Here is a 15,807-nt window from a genome sequence, read left to right as displayed (position 1 = left end):
AGGCAGATCGATGACCGAGATCATCCCCGAGCCGTCGCACAAGCAGACGGATTCCGGCGGCCTCGTGGAGATGGCCTGGGATCCGATCACCCGCATCGTCGGCAGCCTCGGCATCTACACCAAGATCGACTTCGAGAACAAGCAAGTGGCCGAGTGCCACAGCACCTCGTCGATCTTCCGTGGGTACTCGCTGTTCATGAAGGGCAAGGATCCTCGGGACGCCCACTTCATCACCAGCCGCATCTGCGGGATCTGCGGTGACAACCACGCGACCTGCTCCTGCTACACGCAGAACATGGCGTATGGGGTCAAGCCGCCGCACCTCGGGGAATGGATCGTCAACCTCGGCGAGGCCGCGGAGTACATGTTCGACCACAACATCTTTCAGGAGAACCTGGTCGGCGTCGACTACTGCGAGAAGATGGTGTCCGAGACCAACCCGGGTGTCCTGGCGAAGGCCGAGAACACCCGTGCCCCGCGCGAGGACCAGCACGGCTACCGCACCGTCGCCGACATCATGCGTTCCCTCAACCCGTTCACCGGGGAGTTCTACCGCGAGGCCCTGCAGGTGAGCCGCTCGACCCGGGAGATGTTCTGTCTCATGGAGGGACGGCACGTGCACCCGTCCACCCTGTACCCGGGCGGGGTCGGCACCGTCGCGACGGTCCAGTTGATGACCGACTACATGACCCGGCTCATGCGCTACGTCGAGTTCATGAAGAAGGTCGTCCCGATGCACGACGATCTGTTCGACTTCTTCTACGAGGCGCTGCCGGGCTACGAGAAGGTGGGCCTGCGGCGCACCCTCCTCGGTTGCTGGGGGTCGTTCCAGGACCCGGAGGCGTGCAATTTCGCCTACCGCGACATGGAGGACTGGGGCCGGAAGATGTTCGTCACCCCGGGCGTGGTCGTCGACGGGAAACTGGTGACCACCTCGCTGGTCGACATCAACCTCGGCCTGCGGATCCTGCTCGGCTCGTCGTACTACGAGGACTGGTCCGATCAGGAGACCTTCGTCGCGACGGATCCGCTGGGGAACCCGGTGGACCGACGTCACCCCTGGAACCAGCACACGAACCCGCGTCCGCAGAAGCGAGACCTGGAGGACAAGTACAGCTGGGTGATGTCGCCGCGCTGGTTCGACGGCACCGATCACCTCGCCCTCGACACCGGCGGCGGACCCCTCGCCCGGCTGTGGTCGACGGCGCTGGCCGGGCTGGTCGACATCGGCTACGTCAAGTCCACAGGCTCGAGCGTGCAGATCAACCTCCCCAAGACCGCGCTCAAGGGACCGGTCACCCTCGAGTGGAAGATCCCAGAGCACGGCAGCAACACCCTCGAACGCAACCGGGCCCGCACGTACTTCCAGGCATACGCCGCCGCGTGTGCGCTGCACTTCGCGGAGCAGGCACTCACCGAGATCCGGGCCGGCCGCACCAAGACCTGGGAAACCTTCGAGGTGCCCGACGAGGGCATCGGCTGCGGATTCACCGAGGCCGTGCGCGGCGTCCTCTCGCACCACATGGTGATCCGCGACGGGAAGATCGCGAACTACCACCCGTATCCGCCGACGCCGTGGAACGCCAGCCCCCGCGACAGCTACGGCACCCCCGGTCCGTACGAGGACGCGGTGCAGGGGCAGCCGATCTTCGAGGAGAACGACCGCGAGCACTTCAAGGGCATCGACATCATGCGCACGGTGCGCAGTTTCGACCCGTGCCTGCCCTGCGGGGTGCACATGTACCTCGGTGGCGGGAAGACCCTCGAGAAGCTGCACTCGCCGACCCAGTCGCTCACCGGGGAGTGACGGATGGAGCGGTGGCGGGAGTCGGGTGAACGAATCGAGGCGTTGCTGGACGCGAGTTCCGCCGCCGGGCCGGCGGCCCGGGAACGCGCCGAGGACCTCGTCCGGGAGGTGATGGGCCTCTACGGCGCGGGGCTGGCGAGGATCCGCGACCTGGCGGCCCGAGACCCGGAGTTGACGGACGAACTCGCCCGCGACGACCTCGTCGCCAGCCTGCTGCTCGTACACGGCCTGCACCCGCACGACGCGCCGACCCGGATCCGCACCGCACTCGACGCGGTGCGCCCCTATCTGGGATCGCACGGCGGTGACGTGGAACTGGTCGAGGTCAGTGGAGGTGTGGCCCGGCTGCGTCTGCTGGGCAGCTGCCACGGCTGCCCGTCGTCCGCGGTGACCCTCGAACTCGCCGTGCAGGACGCGGTGCGAGCGGCGGCGCCCGAGGTCACCGAACTCGAGGTCGAGACGGCCGCCGCCCCGGATCCCGCGGTGATCCCGGCCGACGCGCTGTTCACCCGGGTGCACGCGGGCTCCGGGGGAACCTGGTGCGCGGCACCGGAACTCGACCGGCTCGCCGAGGGTGACGTGGGAGGCTTCGCCGTCGCGGGACAGCACGTGCTCGCCTGTCGTCTCTCCGGTGAGATCCTCGCCTACCGCGACCGCTGCCCGGCATGCACCCACACGTTCGCCGGGGCGGTGCTGCACCGCGGAGCGTTGGCCGGCGCCGCCGTCCTGCGGTGCCCGCACTGCTCGGCGCACTTCGACGTCCGCGGCGCCGGGGCACGCCTGGACGCCGGCACCGACGACCACCTCGACCCGGTGCCGGTCCTGGTGCGGGACGGGGTGCTGTCCGTCGCGATGCCCGCCGGAGTGCCGTGATGTCGTCCCCGTTCGAGGTACTGCAGCGACTGTCCGCGCCGCGCCCGGCCGGGGAGCGCTGCGAAATGTGCGCGGTCGGTGTCGGCGCCGGGCACGCCCACGTCGTCGACGTCCGGGCGCGGCAGCTGATGTGCGTGTGCAGGCCCTGCTATCTGCTGTTCACCGACCCCGACGCGGACCTGCACTACCGGGCGGTGCCGGAGCGCTACCTGTCCTTCCCGGACTTCGCGCTGGCCTCCGGACAGTGGGCGGCCCTCGAGATCCCCGTGGGCCTGGCGTTCTTCTTCCACAACTCGGTCCTCGGCAGGACCGTCGCGCTCTACCCCGGACCGGCCGGCGCGACCGAATCGGAACTGCCCCTCGACACCTGGGAGCGGGTCCGCGCCGACAACCCGTCGCTCGTGACCCCGCAGCCGGACGTCGAGGCACTGCTCCTGCGAGCGCCCCGCCGCGGCGCCGCCGACTGCCACCTGGTGCCCATCGACGCCTGCTACGAATTGGTGGGTCGGCTGCGCCGCGTCTGGCGCGGCTTCGACGGCGGCTCCGACGCCCGCGCCGAACTCGACACCTTCTTCGCCGAGATCGCGCGGCGCAGCCGGCCCGTCCCGGCCAGGGGCCCGTCGTGACATCCCTGGAGTTCGAGGTCTCTCGTATCGAGCCCGAACCGTATGCCGCCACCCCGAACCTGGTGGCCCGCATCCGCATCCGCGAAACGACCGGCGCGGCGGTGCACAGCGTCGCGCTGCGCTGCCAGGTGCGTCTGGAACCGGGACGTCGCCGCTACGAGCCGGACGCAGCCGACACCCTGGGTGACCTGTTCGGCACCCGCGACCGCTGGGGCGGCACCCTGTCGTCGTTCTCGTGGCTGCAGACCGCGACGATGGTGCCCCGATTCCAGGACGAGTGCGAGACGAACCTGCCGCTGCCGTGCACCTACGACTTCGAGGTCGCGGCGACCCGGTATCTGAACGCTCTGCCCGACGGCGCGGTGCCGTTGCTGCTGCTGTTCAGTGGCATGGTGTTCACCCAGGGGCCGACCGGGACGGTCGTCGAGCCCGTGCCCTGGGACCGCGAGGCCCGATTCGACATGCCGGTGACGGTGTGGCACCAGATGGTGCGAGCCCACTTCCCGGCGACCGGCTTCGCCCGCCTCGGCCACGACACCCTGGCCGCGCTGACCCGATACAAGGTCGCGCACGGTCACACCGACTTCGACGCGGCGGTCTCCGCCCTGCTGGCCGAGAGCACGGCGCGGGGACCGGGGGAGGTGGCGTCGTGAAGGGAGCCACTCCGGAAGCCGGTCGTTCCGCGGGCTCCATTCCGGACCCGGTCCGCGCCGTCGCCGATGCCGTGCTCTACGAGGGCTACCTGCTCTACCCGTACCGGGCGAGTTCCCGTAAGAACCACTCGCGGTGGCAGTTCGGCGTGCTCGGCCCGCCCGGTGCCGCCGCGGCCGGATTCGGCGAGGAACCGACACTGGCGGCACAGTGCGTGCTGCGCCCACTCGGCGCGGGCACGACGATCGACGTGGCGCTCCGCTTCCTGCAGCTGCAGACACGGACGGTGCAGCGCCTGGACGGGGACGGCCACGTCACCGTCGACGAACTGACCGTCGCGAACCGAACCTGGATCGGCTGGGACGAGGCCGTGGAGGTCGAGGTCCCCATCGGCCCCCTGCCCGTGACGACCGAACCGGCGGTGCACACGATCGCGATCGCCGTCCCCGGCGGCGACGACGTCGAACCGCTCACCGCGCCGGACGGGACGCCGGCCGGCCGCGTGCTGCGCCGGCGGTGGCCACTGTGTGCCGTGCTCCGCGTGGAGACCGCCGCCCCGGACGGTTCCGGCGCCCCGCTGCGACTGGACCTCACCGTCGAGAACACCGGCGCGCCGCCCGGCGACGGCACCGACGCGTTGCGTCGGTCGCTGCTCGGCGCACACCTGATCGTCACCGCCGGCGCCGGGCGGTTCATCTCGCTGCTCGAACCACCCACCGACGCCGCCGATCTCGCGACCGGCTGCACGCACTCGCGCTGCTTCCCGGTCCTCGCCGGAGACCACGACCCCGCCACCCCCGGCGAGGCCGAGACGATGCTGGTGTCGCCGATCATCCTGTACGACCACCCCCGGATCGCCGATCAGAGCGGCGGGGACCTGTTCGACGCCACCGAGATCGACGAGATCCTCACCCTGCGGGTCCTGACCCTCACCGACGACGAGAAGGCCGAGGCCCGCGCCACCGATCCCCGCGCCGGCCGGATCGTCGACCGCTGCGAGAAGATGACCCCCGCCGACATGCAGGCCCTGCACGGCATCCTCCGCGACCCGCACGGTGACATCGCGTGCGACCCGCACGGTGACGGCGGGCTGATTCCCGACGTGCCCGACGGTGTCGACTGGTGGACACCCGAGGCCGACACCAGCGTCCGACCCGAGACGGACGGAGTGCTCGTCGGCGGTGTGCGCGTCGCCAAGGGCAGCCTGGTGCGCCTGCACCCCTCGCGCCGCGCCGACGCCCAGGACCTGTTCTTCGCCGGCCGCATCGCGCGGGTGTCCACCGTGCACGCCGACGTCGACGGCGACACCCATGTCGGGGTCGTGCTCGTCGACGATCCGGCCGCCGACCTCCACGACTGGTACGGGCGCTACCTGTACTTCGCACCCGACGAGCTCGAGCCGATCACAAGGAATGGGGAGTCATGAGATTCATGGGAAAGCTGACCACCCTGGCCCTGGCCGCCGCCGCAGCCGCCGCGGTCGCCGTCACGGTGCAGTCGCTGCCGGACATCCAGCGGTACCTGCGGATCCGGAAGATGTGAGGACCTGCGCGTGCGCATCCTGGTGGCGGGCATCGGCAACATCTTCCTCGGCGATGACGGCTTCGGCCCGGAGGTCGTGCGACGGCTGGCGGCCGGCACCCACGAGGCGATCGCACCCGGAACCCGTGTGGTGGACTACGGGATCCGCGGCATGCACCTGGCCTACGACCTGCTCGACGGGTGGGACGCCCTCGTCCTCGTCGACGCCGTCCCCGACACCGGCGACCCGGGTGCGCTGCGCGTCTTCGAGGCCGACACCACCGACCGCGGCGGCGGTGGCCTCGACGCCCACGCCATGGACCCGGCAGCCGTTTTCGCCGGCCTCGCCGCGCTCGGCGGGCACCCGCCGCCCACCGTCGTGGTCGGGTGCCAGGTCGCGAACGTCGCCGAGACCCTCGGCCTCTCGCCCGCGGTCGCCGCAGCCGTCGACCCCGCCGTCGCCGCCGTCCACCGGACCCTGAAGCTCCTCGACGACCGCGGCACCGTCGGTGTCGCCGCGGCCGGCGGGAAAGAGGGCTGACCGATGTGCCTGGGCATCCCGGGGCAGGTGATCCGAAAGCTCGACGGCTACGCCGGGCAACTCGCCCTCGTCGACGTCGCCGGTGAGCAGCGCAAAGTGAACATCGGCATGCTCGACGACCCCGACCTCGGCCCGGGCGACTGGATCGTCATCCACATGGGCTTCGCGATGGACCGGGTGGACGAGGCCGGCGCGCAGCGGGCGATGGCCGGGCTCGAACTGATCGGGCGCCCCCGAAGCGATCAGGGGCACCGCCCGCGTGACGAGCCGGGGACCTCGCCGTGAAGTCGCTGGTCGAGCGACGGCGCCTGACGGTCCGTGGCGTGGTCCAGGGCGTCGGGTTCCGGCCGTTCGTCGCCGGACTGGCCCGCGAGCTGCGCCTCGGCGGGTACTGCGGCAACGACGACGGCGGGGTGTTCCTCGAGATCGAGGGCGACGCGGCGGATCTGGACGAGTTCGCCCGCCGCCTCCGCGACGATGCGCCGCCGCTCGCGCTGCTCGCCGAGGTGACCGGCGCGGCGCGACCCCCACGGGGTGAGCGCGACTTCCGCATCGTGGACAGCCACCGCACCGACGGTGCGCGCACCCTGATCCCGCCGGACGTGGCGACCTGCGCCGACTGCCTGCGGGAACTGCACGACCCCACCGACCGGCGCCATCGGCACCCGTTCGTCAACTGTACGAACTGCGGTCCGCGCTACACGGTGATCACCGACCTGCCCTACGACCGGCCGGCCACCACGATGGCGCGATTCGAGATGTGCCCGAACTGTGCCCGCGAGTACGCCGACCCCACCGACCGCCGCTACCATGCGCAACCGATCTGCTGCCCGGACTGCGGGCCGCGGATCTTCGCCGAACGCGACGGGATCCGCATCGACGGCGACGACGCGGTGCTGACCACGGTCCAGACGGCCCTCGCCGCCGGAGACATCGTGGCGGTCAAGGGGATCGGCGGCTTCCACCTGCTGTGCGACGCGACGAACCCCGCGGCCGTGGCGCGTCTGCGGGACCGCAAGCACCGGCCCTGCAAGCCGTTCGCGGTGATGGCGCCGGACGTCGCCGCGGTCGCCGCGCTCTGCGCGCTGTCCGATGCCGAGGAGGCCGTGCTGACCGGCCCGGCCCGGCCCATCGTGTTGCTGCGGACGCGCCCCGGCGCGGTGGTCGCCGACGCGGTCGCGCCCGGACTCGACGAACTCGGGGTGATGCTGCCGTACACCCCGCTGCACCACCTGCTCTTCGCGCCGGTGCCCGACCGTGACGCCCGGGTGCCGCGACTGCTGGTCGCGACGTCGGGCAACCTGTCCGGCGAACCGCTGTGCACCGACAACGACGACGCCCGGACCAGGCTCGGACCGATCGCCGACCTGTTCCTGCTGCACGACCGGGACATCGCCGTGCCCTGCGAGGACTCGGTGGTCGCGGTCGCCGACGGCGCGGAACTGCCGCTGCGCCGCTCCCGCGGATTCGCACCGATGCCGGTGCTGCTGGGTGAACCGGCGCCGGTGGTGCTCGCGGTGGGCGCCGAGGTGAAGAACACGTTCTGCCTGACGCGGCAGGACTACGCCTTCTGCTCGGCCCACCTCGGGGACATGGGCACCGTCGAGAGCAGGCGGGCCTTCGAGATGTCGGTCGCGCAGCTGACCGCGCTGCACGGGGTCACTCCCGAGGTGGTGGTGGCCGACGCGCATCCCGGCTACACGACCCGGCAGTGGGCCGAACGTCATGCCGAGGCCCACGGCCTGGACCTGCACACGGCCGCGCACCACCACGCGCACGTCGCCTCCCTGCTCGCCGAGCACCGGCGGCTCGGGACCGCGGTCCTGGGGATCGCCTTCGACGGCACCGGATACGGCTGCGACCGCACGGTGTGGGGCGGTGAGCTGCTGCTGGTCGGCCCGGACCCCCTCGACTCCCGCCGGGTCGGACACCTGCGCCCGTTCCCGCTGCCCGGCGGCGACATCGCGGTGCGCACCCCGGCGCGCGTCGCGCTGGCCGTGCTGCGGGAGGCAGGCATCACCGAGATCGACGACCTGCCGCCCGCGACCGCGCTCGGCGCGGACGAGCGCGCGCTGGTGGACTCGCAACTGACCACCGGTGTCGGCTGCGTGCGCACCACCAGCGCCGGGAGACTGTTCGACGCGGCGGCCTCCGTGCTGGGCGTGCGGCACCGGATCAGCTACGAGGCGCAGGCCGCGATCGAGCTCGAGGCACTGGCGCGCAGCGCCGCGGACCCGGTGGCGCTCCCGTGGGCGGTGCACGGCGAGGAACTCGACTGGACGGGCACCGTCGCCCACCTCGTCGACGGTGTCCGGCACGGTATCCCCGCCGCGACACTCGCCGCGGGCTTCCACCTCGCGCTGGCGGCCGGGACGGCCGAGCTGGCGACCCGGGCGGCCGACGCGGCCGGGGTGCACACGATAGGGCTCACGGGCGGCGTGTTCCAGAATCGGGTGCTGCTGAGTGCGATCCGAAGCATGTTGCAGGACAACGGGTTCGAAGTCCTCACCCACAGGCGGGTGCCGCCGAACGACGGTGGTCTCTCGCTGGGTCAGGCCGCGCTCGGTGCCGCCTGGGCGCGCAGTCGGGTAGCGGAGCGCGAGGGAAGGGGGCGAGCGCGATGACCGCGACCGACCGGACCACCGGCCCCGACCCCGACCCCATCGGGCCGGAACTGGCCGCCGATCTCGCCGACACCGCGCTGGCCCTGGCCCGCCGATTCCACGCCGGCGCCACCCTGTGGGTGGTCTCCCCGCAGTGGGAACCGCACGCCCACCACGTGGCGGTCGAGTTCGTGCACCCGGTGATCATGGGCAAACGCGCGCTGCCGTCGGTGTCGCTGGTGGAGCCGGACCCCGTGGCCCAGTGTCGCGTCGCCACCCGTCCGGGCGACGTGATCCTCGCCGTTGCCTCCGCCGACCAGCAGGCCGTCCGCGAGATCGTGCGGCGCGCCCCCGCGTGGGGCGCCGACACGATCTGGATCGGCTGCGGTCCCCGCCCGGCGCCCGGCGCCGCCACCCACGTGCTGTGGGTGGACTCGGACGACCCGATGGTCCCCGCGACCGGCCGGTTCGTGCTGCTCTATCACCTGCTGTGGGAACTGACCCACGTGTGCTTCGAACATCCCGGACTGCTGACCGCTCCCGACTGCACCGACGAGGTGTGTGTCACCTGCAGCGACGAGGGCAGGCTCGGCGAGGTGGTGTGGGTGGCCGACGACACCGGGACCGCGCCGGTGCGCACCGCGGACGGGCAGGAGCAGGTCGATGTCTCGCTGCTCGGCCGCGTCGCCGCCGGCGACCTGGTGCTGGTGCACGGCGGGGTGGCGATCACGCGACTCGACACCGGGGACCTCGAGGCCGGGCCGAGCGGGAGTGGGGAGGAGCCGTGACCACCGAACCGGAGAACACGGCGAACACTGCGCCGGAGAACACCGACTTCCTCTACCCGTTCATCGACGCCCAGGAGCGTGATGCCACCGCGCTGCTGCGCGACCTCGCCGCGTCGGCTCGCGGGAAGGCGACCGAAAGCGCGCGCCTGCAACGTGTCTCGCTCGACGAGTACGGGGTGGCGATCGCCGTGGCGGGCCGCCGCATGGCGGAGCGCTTTGCTCGTGGTGGACGCCTCTACACCTTCGGCAACGGCGGCAGCTCGACCGACGCGGCGACCCTGGCGACCCTGTTCAGCCGGCCCGCGCGGGGGAGGGCGGTACCCGCCTGGTCGCTGGCGGCGGACCAGGCGGTGGTGACCGCTCTGGGCAACGACGTCGGCTTCGACCTGATCTTCTCGCGGCAGCTCATCGCGCACGCCCACGAGCACGACGTGGCGATCGCCCTGTCCACCTCCGGCAATTCCGACGACCTGATGACGGCGCTGACCGAGGCGCGTTCCCGCGGCCTGCTCACGATCGGTTTCGCCGGACACGACGGCGGCCGGATGGCCGCGACCGATCACCTCGACTTCTGTTTCACGGTCCGCTCGCAGAGCATCCACCGGATCCAGGAGAGCCACGCCCTGCTCGGGTACCGGCTGTGGTCGGTCGCGCAGGCAGCCCTGACGGAGACCGACGTGGGAGGTCGACCATGAGCGCGGAGACCGACGTGGGAGGTCGACCATGAGCGCCGAGACCGAGGCAGGAGGTCGACCATGAGTACCGAGGCCGAGCGGGAGGACCGGGTCCTCGAACGGATCGAGGCGTTCCGGCGGCGTCGGCCACGACTGCGGGACACGGTGATCTCGCTGTCGCACGGCGCCGGCGGCAAGGCGTCCGCCGCGCTGGTGGATGCGGTGTTCGTCGACGCGTTCCGCAACACCGAACTCGAGCAGCTCGGCGACGCCGCGACCGTGCGCCCGGGCCCCGCGGAGCGGCTCGCGTTCTCGACCGACTCGTTCGTCGTGCAGCCGCTGTCGTTCCCGGGTGGCTCGATCGGGCATCTGGCCGTGCACGGCACCGTCAACGACCTGGCCGTGTCCGGGGCCCGTCCGCGTTGGCTGTCGGCGGCGTTCGTCATCGAGGAGGGCTTCGAGATCGACCGGCTGCGCGGGATCGTCGCCGACATGTCGACCGCGGCCACCGCGTCCGGGGTCGAGATCGTCACCGGTGACACCAAGGTGGTGGGCCGGGGCGCCGCCGACGGGCTGTACATCAGCACCGCGGGCGTCGGGATCGTGCCCGAGGGTCGACGCCTGGGCGCCGACCTGGTCCGGCCCGGCGACCGGGTGGTGATCTCCGGGACCATCGGGGATCACGGCATGGCGGTGATGCTGGCCCGCGGCGACCTGGCCATCGAGGCGGACATCGCCTCGGACACCGCCCCGGTGCACTCGCTGGTGGAGGCGTTGCTCGCGGCGGCACCGTCGACCCGGTGGATGCGCGATCCCACCCGCGGCGGCGTCGGCACCGTGTGCAACGAACTGGCGCAGGCCACCGGCCTGGCCGTGATCCTGGACGAGGCGTCGCTGCCGATCCGGCCCGCGGTGGTCGGTGCGTGCGACCTGCTCGGCATCGACCCGTTGTACGTCGCGAACGAGGGCAAGTTCGTGGCGATCGTGTCCCCGGACGAGACGGACGCCGCGGTCGCCGCGCTGCGGGCCTGCCCGGGCGGTGCCGAGGCGACGGTGGTCGGCGAGATCCTCGCCGAACCGGAGGGGATCGTCGCGCTGCGCACCGCGTTCGGCGGCAGCCGGATCGTGGACATGCTCGTCGGTGATCCGCTGCCCCGTATCTGTTGAGAACCCGGATCTGCCGGGGTGAAAGGAGTCACGTCATGTGCCTGGGTATCCCCGGCCGGGTGGTCGACATGGTCGATCCCGCGCAACATCTGGCGAAGGTGGACGTGGGCGGGGTGCAGCGCGCGATCAGCGTGCGGCTGCTCGCCGACAGCGGACTGCAGGTGGGCGATTGGGTGCTGGTGCACGTCGGATTCGCGATGGCGCGCATCGACGAGGCCGAAGCGCAGGTGACGCTCGACCAGGTCCGCAGGATGGGCGCCGACTACGTCAACGAGATCGACGCCTTCAACGCGTCGGACATCGCGTGAAAGGCAGGGCAGCGACATGAGATTCGTCGACGAGTTCCGAGACCCGGCCGCGGCCCGCGCCCTGGTGGCGTCGATCACCGAACTTGCGGCCGCCGACGAGTTCAAGTTCATGGAGGTGTGCGGCGGCCACACCCACACCATCTACCGGCACGGCATCGAACATCTCCTGCCGCCGTCGGTCGAATTGGTGCACGGCCCCGGATGCCCGGTGTGCGTGATCCCGATGGGGCGCATCGACGACGCCATGTGGCTGGCCGAACAGCCGAACGTGGTGTTCACGACGTTCGGCGACATGATGCGGGTGCCCGGATCCCGCGGAAACCTGATCGAGGCGAAGGCCCGCGGCGCGGACGTCCGCTTCGTGTACTCCCCGCTCGACGCGCTGAAGATCGCCGTGGACAACCCGGACAAGCACGTCGTGTTCTTCGCCGTCGGCTTCGAGACCACCGCGCCGTCCACCGCGGTGACGCTCGTGCGGGCCCGGCAACTGGGGTTGGAGAACTTCACCGTGTTCTGCAACCACGTGACGATCGTCCCGCCGATCAAGGCGATCCTCGAGTCACCGGACCTGCGACTGTCCGGGTTCCTCGGCCCGGGACACGTGTCGACGGTGGTGGGGTTGCGGCCGTACCGCTTCGTTCCCGAGGTGTACGGAAAGCCGATCGTGGTCGCGGGTTTCGAGCCGCTCGACATCCTGGCCTCGGTCCACATGCTGCTGCGGCAGATCCGGGACGGGCGGTGCGAGGTGGAGAACCAGTACAGCCGCGTGGTCCGCGCGGACGGCAACGTGCAGGCGCTGCGCCTGATGTCGCAAACCTTCACCCTGCGCCCGCACTTCGAGTGGCGCGGGCTCGGATTCATCTCGCAGAGCGCGCTCGGCATCCACCCGGACTACGCCGACTTCGACGCCGAGCAGCGATTCTCGATGCCCGGTCTGCGGGTCGCGGATCCGAAGGCCTGCCAGTGCGGTGAGGTCCTCAAGGGCGTCATCAAGCCGTGGGAGTGCAAGGTGTTCGGCACCGCCTGCACCCCGGAGACCCCGATCGGTACGTGCATGGTCTCACCCGAGGGGGCGTGCGCGGCCTACTACAACTTCGGGCGCCTGCACCGGGAGACGGCGGAGCTGGTGGGACGGCGCGGCGCGGCGGGGCAGCCGCTGGTGGGTCAGGGCGAGACGGTCTGACCGATGACCGAGCCGACGGATGGTCAGCGGCTGTTCGCCCGCTACGCCCATGCCCCGAACGCGCTCGGATTCTGCGGTCCGGCCGGGGTGGCGGCGCTCGAGCACGCCGCGTGCGGTGCGGGCGACGGCGGCGCCGTCACCGACGCGGCACGCAGGTTCAGCGGTGCCTGGCCCTATCAGGAACTGCTCGCCGAGCTGACCGGCATCGCGGACCCCCTCGACGTACGGGTGGTCCGGGCCTACTGGACCGGGAGCGACCTGACCGACCGCGTCGACCCGCATGTGTTCGGGACCCGGTTGCTGGAGCGGCTCGGGTCCGCGGCCGCGCACTACTGGACGCACCTGACGCCGGCGCTGATCGACGAGGCGGCGCCCACGCACGCCTTCCACGTCTTCGGCGTGTATCCGTGGTCGCGGTTGCTCGACACGGGCATGCCGCAGCCGTTGCAGGTGCTCGATTCCTGCCGGATCCGCTGGGGCATCGTGCTCGACGTCGATGCCGCGTCGGCCACCGTGCGCACCCGGCCGCTCGAGTTCGACGGCGCCCGTCTGGATCTCGGTACCGAACGGATCGAGCGCGTGCAGCGACGGACCGCGTCGGGGACGTTCGTGCCCGCGCTCCGGGTGGGCGAGCAAGTCGCGATGCACTGGGGCTTCCTGTGTGATCGGCTGACCGGGGACGAGGCCGAGCGTCTCGCGGCCGGGACGGTCCGCCAGCTCGCCTGCACGAACGAACGACTCGCCGCCGAACCGGCGACGACGGATGTGCCGTGAACTCCCGCGGAGAGGACACGATCGCGATGACGACATCAATGCCCGCCTCCGGCAACACCACCACGCCGTCCGGCCGTCCCTTCACGTCGCGGATGGCCCGAATCCGGTCCGGGCTCACCGCCGCCGAATGGGTGCGGGTCGCGGCGATGGTGGCGGTGATCGTCGTGCTGCACGTGCTCGGATGGGGAATTCTGGCGCTCGTCGTCGCCCCACAGCACTACAGCCTCGGCACGACGACCCTGGGGCTCGGAGTCGGGTTGACGGCCTACACCCTCGGACTGCGGCACGCCTTCGACGCCGACCACATCGCGGCGATCGACAACACCACCCGGAAACTGATGAACGACGGCCAGCGGCCGCTGTCGGTCGGTTTCTTCTTCTCGCTCGGACATTCCACGATCGTGTTCGGGCTGGCGGTGCTGATCTCGATCGGCATCAAGGCGATCGTCGGCCCCGTGCAGGACGACGACTCCGCCCTGCAGCACTACACCGGGCTGATCGGCACGACCGTCTCGGGCACCTTCCTGTACGTGATCGCGGCGATCAACGTCGTGATCCTGTTCGGGATCGTGCGGGTCTTCCGCCAGATGCGCGCCGGTCGGTTCGACGAGACCGCGCTCGAGGAACAACTGAACGCCAGGGGGCTGATGAACCGCGTCCTCGGCCGGGTGATGAGGTCGATCACGCGGCCCTGGCAGATGTACCCGGTGGGGTTGCTGTTCGGGCTCGGCTTCGACACCGCCACCGAGATCGCGCTGCTCGTGCTCGCCGGCACCAGCGCCGCCGCGGGTCTGCCGTGGTACGCGATCCTGTGCCTGCCGATCCTGTTCGCCGCCGGGATGAGTCTGCTCGACACGATCGACGGCTCGTTCATGAACTTCGCCTACGGCTGGGCGTTCTCCCACCCGGTCCGCAAGGTCTACTACAACCTCACCATCACCTTCCTGTCCGTCGCGGTCGCGCTGCTGATCGGCACCGTCGAGCTGCTCGGCCTGCTCGCCGAACAACTCGGCTGGACCGGCGGCGTCTGGGACCGGCTGGCCGGCCTGAACCTGAACCTGCTCGGCTACCTCGTCGTCGCCCTGTTCGTGGTCACCTGGGTCGCCGCGCTGGCGATCTGGCGGTACGGGCACATCGAGGAGCGGTGGACCGCGCGCCTGGCGACCGCCCCGGCCGAGGACTGACCGAGACGTCGGTGAGCCGCGGACGTCGGTGAGGCACGCGTGTGGGGCAGCCGCATGACCAATGTCCCTGGGCAGTACAGCTGGAACAGCGCGGGTCACTCGGAGTCGACAAGTGCGCGGTTCGCCGCCCAAAGCCGGAGCCCGGTCCGCCCCGCGTCGGGATTTCCATGATTCCCGGGTGCACCCCAGACTTGGGCGTCGCGATCGATGAGAAGTGGCAGTACGCCACCCAACAGTCCGGTCTGCTGGAGCGTTGGACGCATCAGGTCAGTGTGTGGCGAAGTCACCGACCGCGGTCATTTTGCCGTTGCCCGAAGAGGTGGAGACGCCGGCGTCGGTAAGAGCGCAGTTGGTGATGATGGCACGATGGCCCGGGCTGTTCATCCACCAGTTGACCGCCGCCTCGGGTGTTGCACCGCCGCCGGTACCCCAGTAGACGATTTCGCCCCACCGCGCGACGGGAGCGTAGCCTGCGGCCGCGATCCGGGCATCTGGAGACGAGCCGTCCGAACCGGTATGGCCCGTCACACCACTGTTGAGCATGTCCGTCGCGTGCCGACTGGCGGCCGCAGCGAGCTGGCCGTTGGATGCGACAGGACCGCAACCATTCGCTGCGCGCTGCTGGTTGATCAGGTTGAGCACCGCGCCGCCCTGATCACCACCGGGCTGTTGCTGCGGGTGGCGATTGGGTTGGTTGCGCTGATAGCGCGAATCGGCCGCGGCATTGTCGGCCCAGGTCTGCGACCGAATATCGGGAGTCACGCAGACCACGTCACCGTTGAAGGCCTCCCGCCAGACGAATCCTTGCTTGCAGGTATTCGGCCCGTACGCGCCGCCGCCGGGTTGGACCCGATCTGCGGCCGTTGCGTTTTCCTGGGCCGTGCGTGACCGGACCTGCGGCGGCACACAGACGGTGTCACCGACCCGAGCCTCCCGCCATACGTAGCCCTGGACGCAGGTGTCGGGCCCGTAGGGCAGGTCATGGTCGGCGTGGGCCGGCGCCGTACCAGTAGTCGCCGCCAGCAGGCTTACCCCCACTATCGACAAGGGCAGCAGCGCATGCTTGAAGCTTGCAGACATGGTTGTCCCTCCGACTTGTCTGTCTTG

General features: G+C 70.9%; 17 protein-coding genes. 16 read left to right on the top strand and 1 reads right to left on the bottom strand.

Annotated elements, in window-relative coordinates; all coding sequences use genetic code 11:
• The first annotated feature begins 10 nt into the window (after positions 1-10).
• Genes ACWDUM_RS21785 through ACWDUM_RS21710 form a run of 16 tightly spaced genes read left to right on the top strand, consistent with a single transcriptional unit; the run spans position 11 to position 14,700 of the window.
• Positions 11-1,807, top strand: a complete 1,797-nt coding sequence (locus tag ACWDUM_RS21785; protein WP_450113686.1) for a nickel-dependent hydrogenase large subunit — start codon at positions 11-13, stop codon at positions 1,805-1,807.
• Between the two features lie 3 nt (positions 1,808-1,810).
• Positions 1,811-2,680: a NifU family protein gene (locus tag ACWDUM_RS21780; protein ID WP_450135566.1), complete on the top strand. Its 870-nt coding sequence runs from the start codon at positions 1,811-1,813 to the stop codon at positions 2,678-2,680.
• Positions 2,680-3,306 (top strand): DUF5947 family protein, encoded by a 627-nt coding sequence (locus ACWDUM_RS21775; protein WP_450135565.1) that lies wholly within the window; start codon positions 2,680-2,682, stop codon positions 3,304-3,306. Before ACWDUM_RS21780 ends, ACWDUM_RS21775 begins: the two co-directional genes overlap by 1 nt.
• A complete protein-coding gene (locus ACWDUM_RS21770; protein ID WP_450135564.1) occupies positions 3,303-3,959 on the top strand; it encodes a DUF6084 family protein in 657 nt (218 codons plus the stop codon). Before ACWDUM_RS21775 ends, ACWDUM_RS21770 begins: the two co-directional genes overlap by 4 nt.
• Positions 3,956-5,383, top strand: a complete 1,428-nt coding sequence (locus tag ACWDUM_RS21765; RefSeq protein WP_450135563.1) for a hypothetical protein — start codon at positions 3,956-3,958, stop codon at positions 5,381-5,383. The genes ACWDUM_RS21770 and ACWDUM_RS21765 overlap by 4 nt, the downstream gene beginning before the upstream one ends.
• A complete protein-coding gene (locus ACWDUM_RS21760; protein WP_450113681.1) occupies positions 5,380-5,499 on the top strand; it encodes a DUF6893 family small protein in 120 nt (39 codons plus the stop codon). Before ACWDUM_RS21765 ends, ACWDUM_RS21760 begins: the two co-directional genes overlap by 4 nt.
• A 10-nt stretch (positions 5,500-5,509) precedes the next feature.
• Entirely contained in the window at positions 5,510-6,019 is a 510-nt protein-coding gene (locus ACWDUM_RS21755) for a hydrogenase maturation protease (RefSeq protein WP_450135562.1), read from the top strand.
• Positions 6,020-6,022: 3 nt separating this feature from the next.
• Positions 6,023-6,304 (top strand): HypC/HybG/HupF family hydrogenase formation chaperone, encoded by a 282-nt coding sequence (locus ACWDUM_RS21750; RefSeq protein WP_450135561.1) that lies wholly within the window; start codon positions 6,023-6,025, stop codon positions 6,302-6,304.
• Positions 6,301-8,643 carry a carbamoyltransferase HypF gene (hypF, locus tag ACWDUM_RS21745; protein ID WP_450135560.1) on the top strand — a complete coding sequence of 781 codons (2,343 nt, stop codon included), beginning with the start codon at positions 6,301-6,303 and terminating at the stop codon, positions 8,641-8,643. Before ACWDUM_RS21750 ends, hypF begins: the two co-directional genes overlap by 4 nt.
• Positions 8,640-9,410, top strand: coding sequence for a HypC/HybG/HupF family hydrogenase formation chaperone (locus ACWDUM_RS21740; protein WP_450135559.1), 771 nt, complete (start codon positions 8,640-8,642; stop codon positions 9,408-9,410). Before hypF ends, ACWDUM_RS21740 begins: the two co-directional genes overlap by 4 nt.
• Positions 9,407-10,105, top strand: coding sequence for a D-sedoheptulose-7-phosphate isomerase (locus ACWDUM_RS21735; protein ID WP_450135558.1), 699 nt, complete (start codon positions 9,407-9,409; stop codon positions 10,103-10,105). Before ACWDUM_RS21740 ends, ACWDUM_RS21735 begins: the two co-directional genes overlap by 4 nt.
• Positions 10,106-10,165: 60 nt before the next feature.
• The gene (gene hypE / locus ACWDUM_RS21730) at positions 10,166-11,251 is read left to right on the top strand and encodes a hydrogenase expression/formation protein HypE (protein WP_450135557.1); all 1,086 of its coding nucleotides are present in this window, start codon (positions 10,166-10,168) and stop codon (positions 11,249-11,251) included.
• A 35-nt stretch (positions 11,252-11,286) separates the two neighbouring features.
• Complete coding sequence (locus ACWDUM_RS21725; protein WP_450113675.1) at positions 11,287-11,559, top strand: HypC/HybG/HupF family hydrogenase formation chaperone; 273 nt, start codon at positions 11,287-11,289, stop codon at positions 11,557-11,559.
• Positions 11,560-11,575: 16 nt separating this feature from the next.
• Complete coding sequence (gene hypD / locus ACWDUM_RS21720) at positions 11,576-12,742, top strand: hydrogenase formation protein HypD (protein WP_450135556.1); 1,167 nt, start codon at positions 11,576-11,578, stop codon at positions 12,740-12,742.
• A gap of 3 nt (positions 12,743-12,745) precedes the next feature.
• Complete coding sequence (locus ACWDUM_RS21715) at positions 12,746-13,516, top strand: DUF6390 family protein (RefSeq protein WP_450135555.1); 771 nt, start codon at positions 12,746-12,748, stop codon at positions 13,514-13,516.
• A gap of 26 nt (positions 13,517-13,542) precedes the next feature.
• Complete coding sequence (locus tag ACWDUM_RS21710) at positions 13,543-14,700, top strand: HoxN/HupN/NixA family nickel/cobalt transporter (RefSeq protein ID WP_450135554.1); 1,158 nt, start codon at positions 13,543-13,545, stop codon at positions 14,698-14,700.
• 267 nt (positions 14,701-14,967) lie between these two features.
• On the opposite strand, the gene ACWDUM_RS21705 is transcribed toward ACWDUM_RS21710, so the two are convergent.
• The gene (locus tag ACWDUM_RS21705; RefSeq protein WP_450113671.1) at positions 14,968-15,780 is read right to left on the bottom strand and encodes a CAP domain-containing protein; all 813 of its coding nucleotides are present in this window, start codon (positions 15,778-15,780) and stop codon (positions 14,968-14,970) included.
• Positions 15,781-15,807 lie beyond the last annotated feature (27 nt).

The sequence above is a fragment of the Rhodococcus sp. NPDC003322 genome (genome assembly GCF_053589555.1).
The sequence above is the reverse complement of the archived record's forward strand: the minus strand, read 5'-3'. Positions and strand labels throughout refer to the sequence as shown.

Excerpts from the sequence above, each read along its gene's own strand:
- ACWDUM_RS21785 (WP_450113686.1), top strand. The coding sequence starts at position 11 with ATGACCGAGATCATCCCCGAGCCGTCGCACAAGCAGACGGATTCCGGC.
- ACWDUM_RS21780 (WP_450135566.1), top strand. The coding sequence starts at position 1,811 with ATGGAGCGGTGGCGGGAGTCGGGTGAACGAATCGAGGCGTTGCTGGAC.
- ACWDUM_RS21775 (WP_450135565.1), top strand. The coding sequence starts at position 2,680 with ATGTCGTCCCCGTTCGAGGTACTGCAGCGACTGTCCGCGCCGCGCCCG.
- ACWDUM_RS21760 (WP_450113681.1), top strand. The coding sequence starts at position 5,380 with ATGAGATTCATGGGAAAGCTGACCACCCTGGCCCTGGCCGCCGCCGCA.
- ACWDUM_RS21750 (WP_450135561.1), top strand. The coding sequence starts at position 6,023 with ATGTGCCTGGGCATCCCGGGGCAGGTGATCCGAAAGCTCGACGGCTAC.
- ACWDUM_RS21740 (WP_450135559.1), top strand. The coding sequence starts at position 8,640 with ATGACCGCGACCGACCGGACCACCGGCCCCGACCCCGACCCCATCGGG.
- hypE (WP_450135557.1), top strand. The coding sequence starts at position 10,166 with ATGAGTACCGAGGCCGAGCGGGAGGACCGGGTCCTCGAACGGATCGAG.
- ACWDUM_RS21725 (WP_450113675.1), top strand. The coding sequence starts at position 11,287 with ATGTGCCTGGGTATCCCCGGCCGGGTGGTCGACATGGTCGATCCCGCG.
- hypD (WP_450135556.1), top strand. The coding sequence starts at position 11,576 with ATGAGATTCGTCGACGAGTTCCGAGACCCGGCCGCGGCCCGCGCCCTG.
- ACWDUM_RS21715 (WP_450135555.1), top strand. The coding sequence starts at position 12,746 with ATGACCGAGCCGACGGATGGTCAGCGGCTGTTCGCCCGCTACGCCCAT.
- ACWDUM_RS21710 (WP_450135554.1), top strand. The coding sequence starts at position 13,543 with ATGACGACATCAATGCCCGCCTCCGGCAACACCACCACGCCGTCCGGC.
- ACWDUM_RS21705 (WP_450113671.1), bottom strand. The coding sequence starts at position 15,780 with ATGTCTGCAAGCTTCAAGCATGCGCTGCTGCCCTTGTCGATAGTGGGG.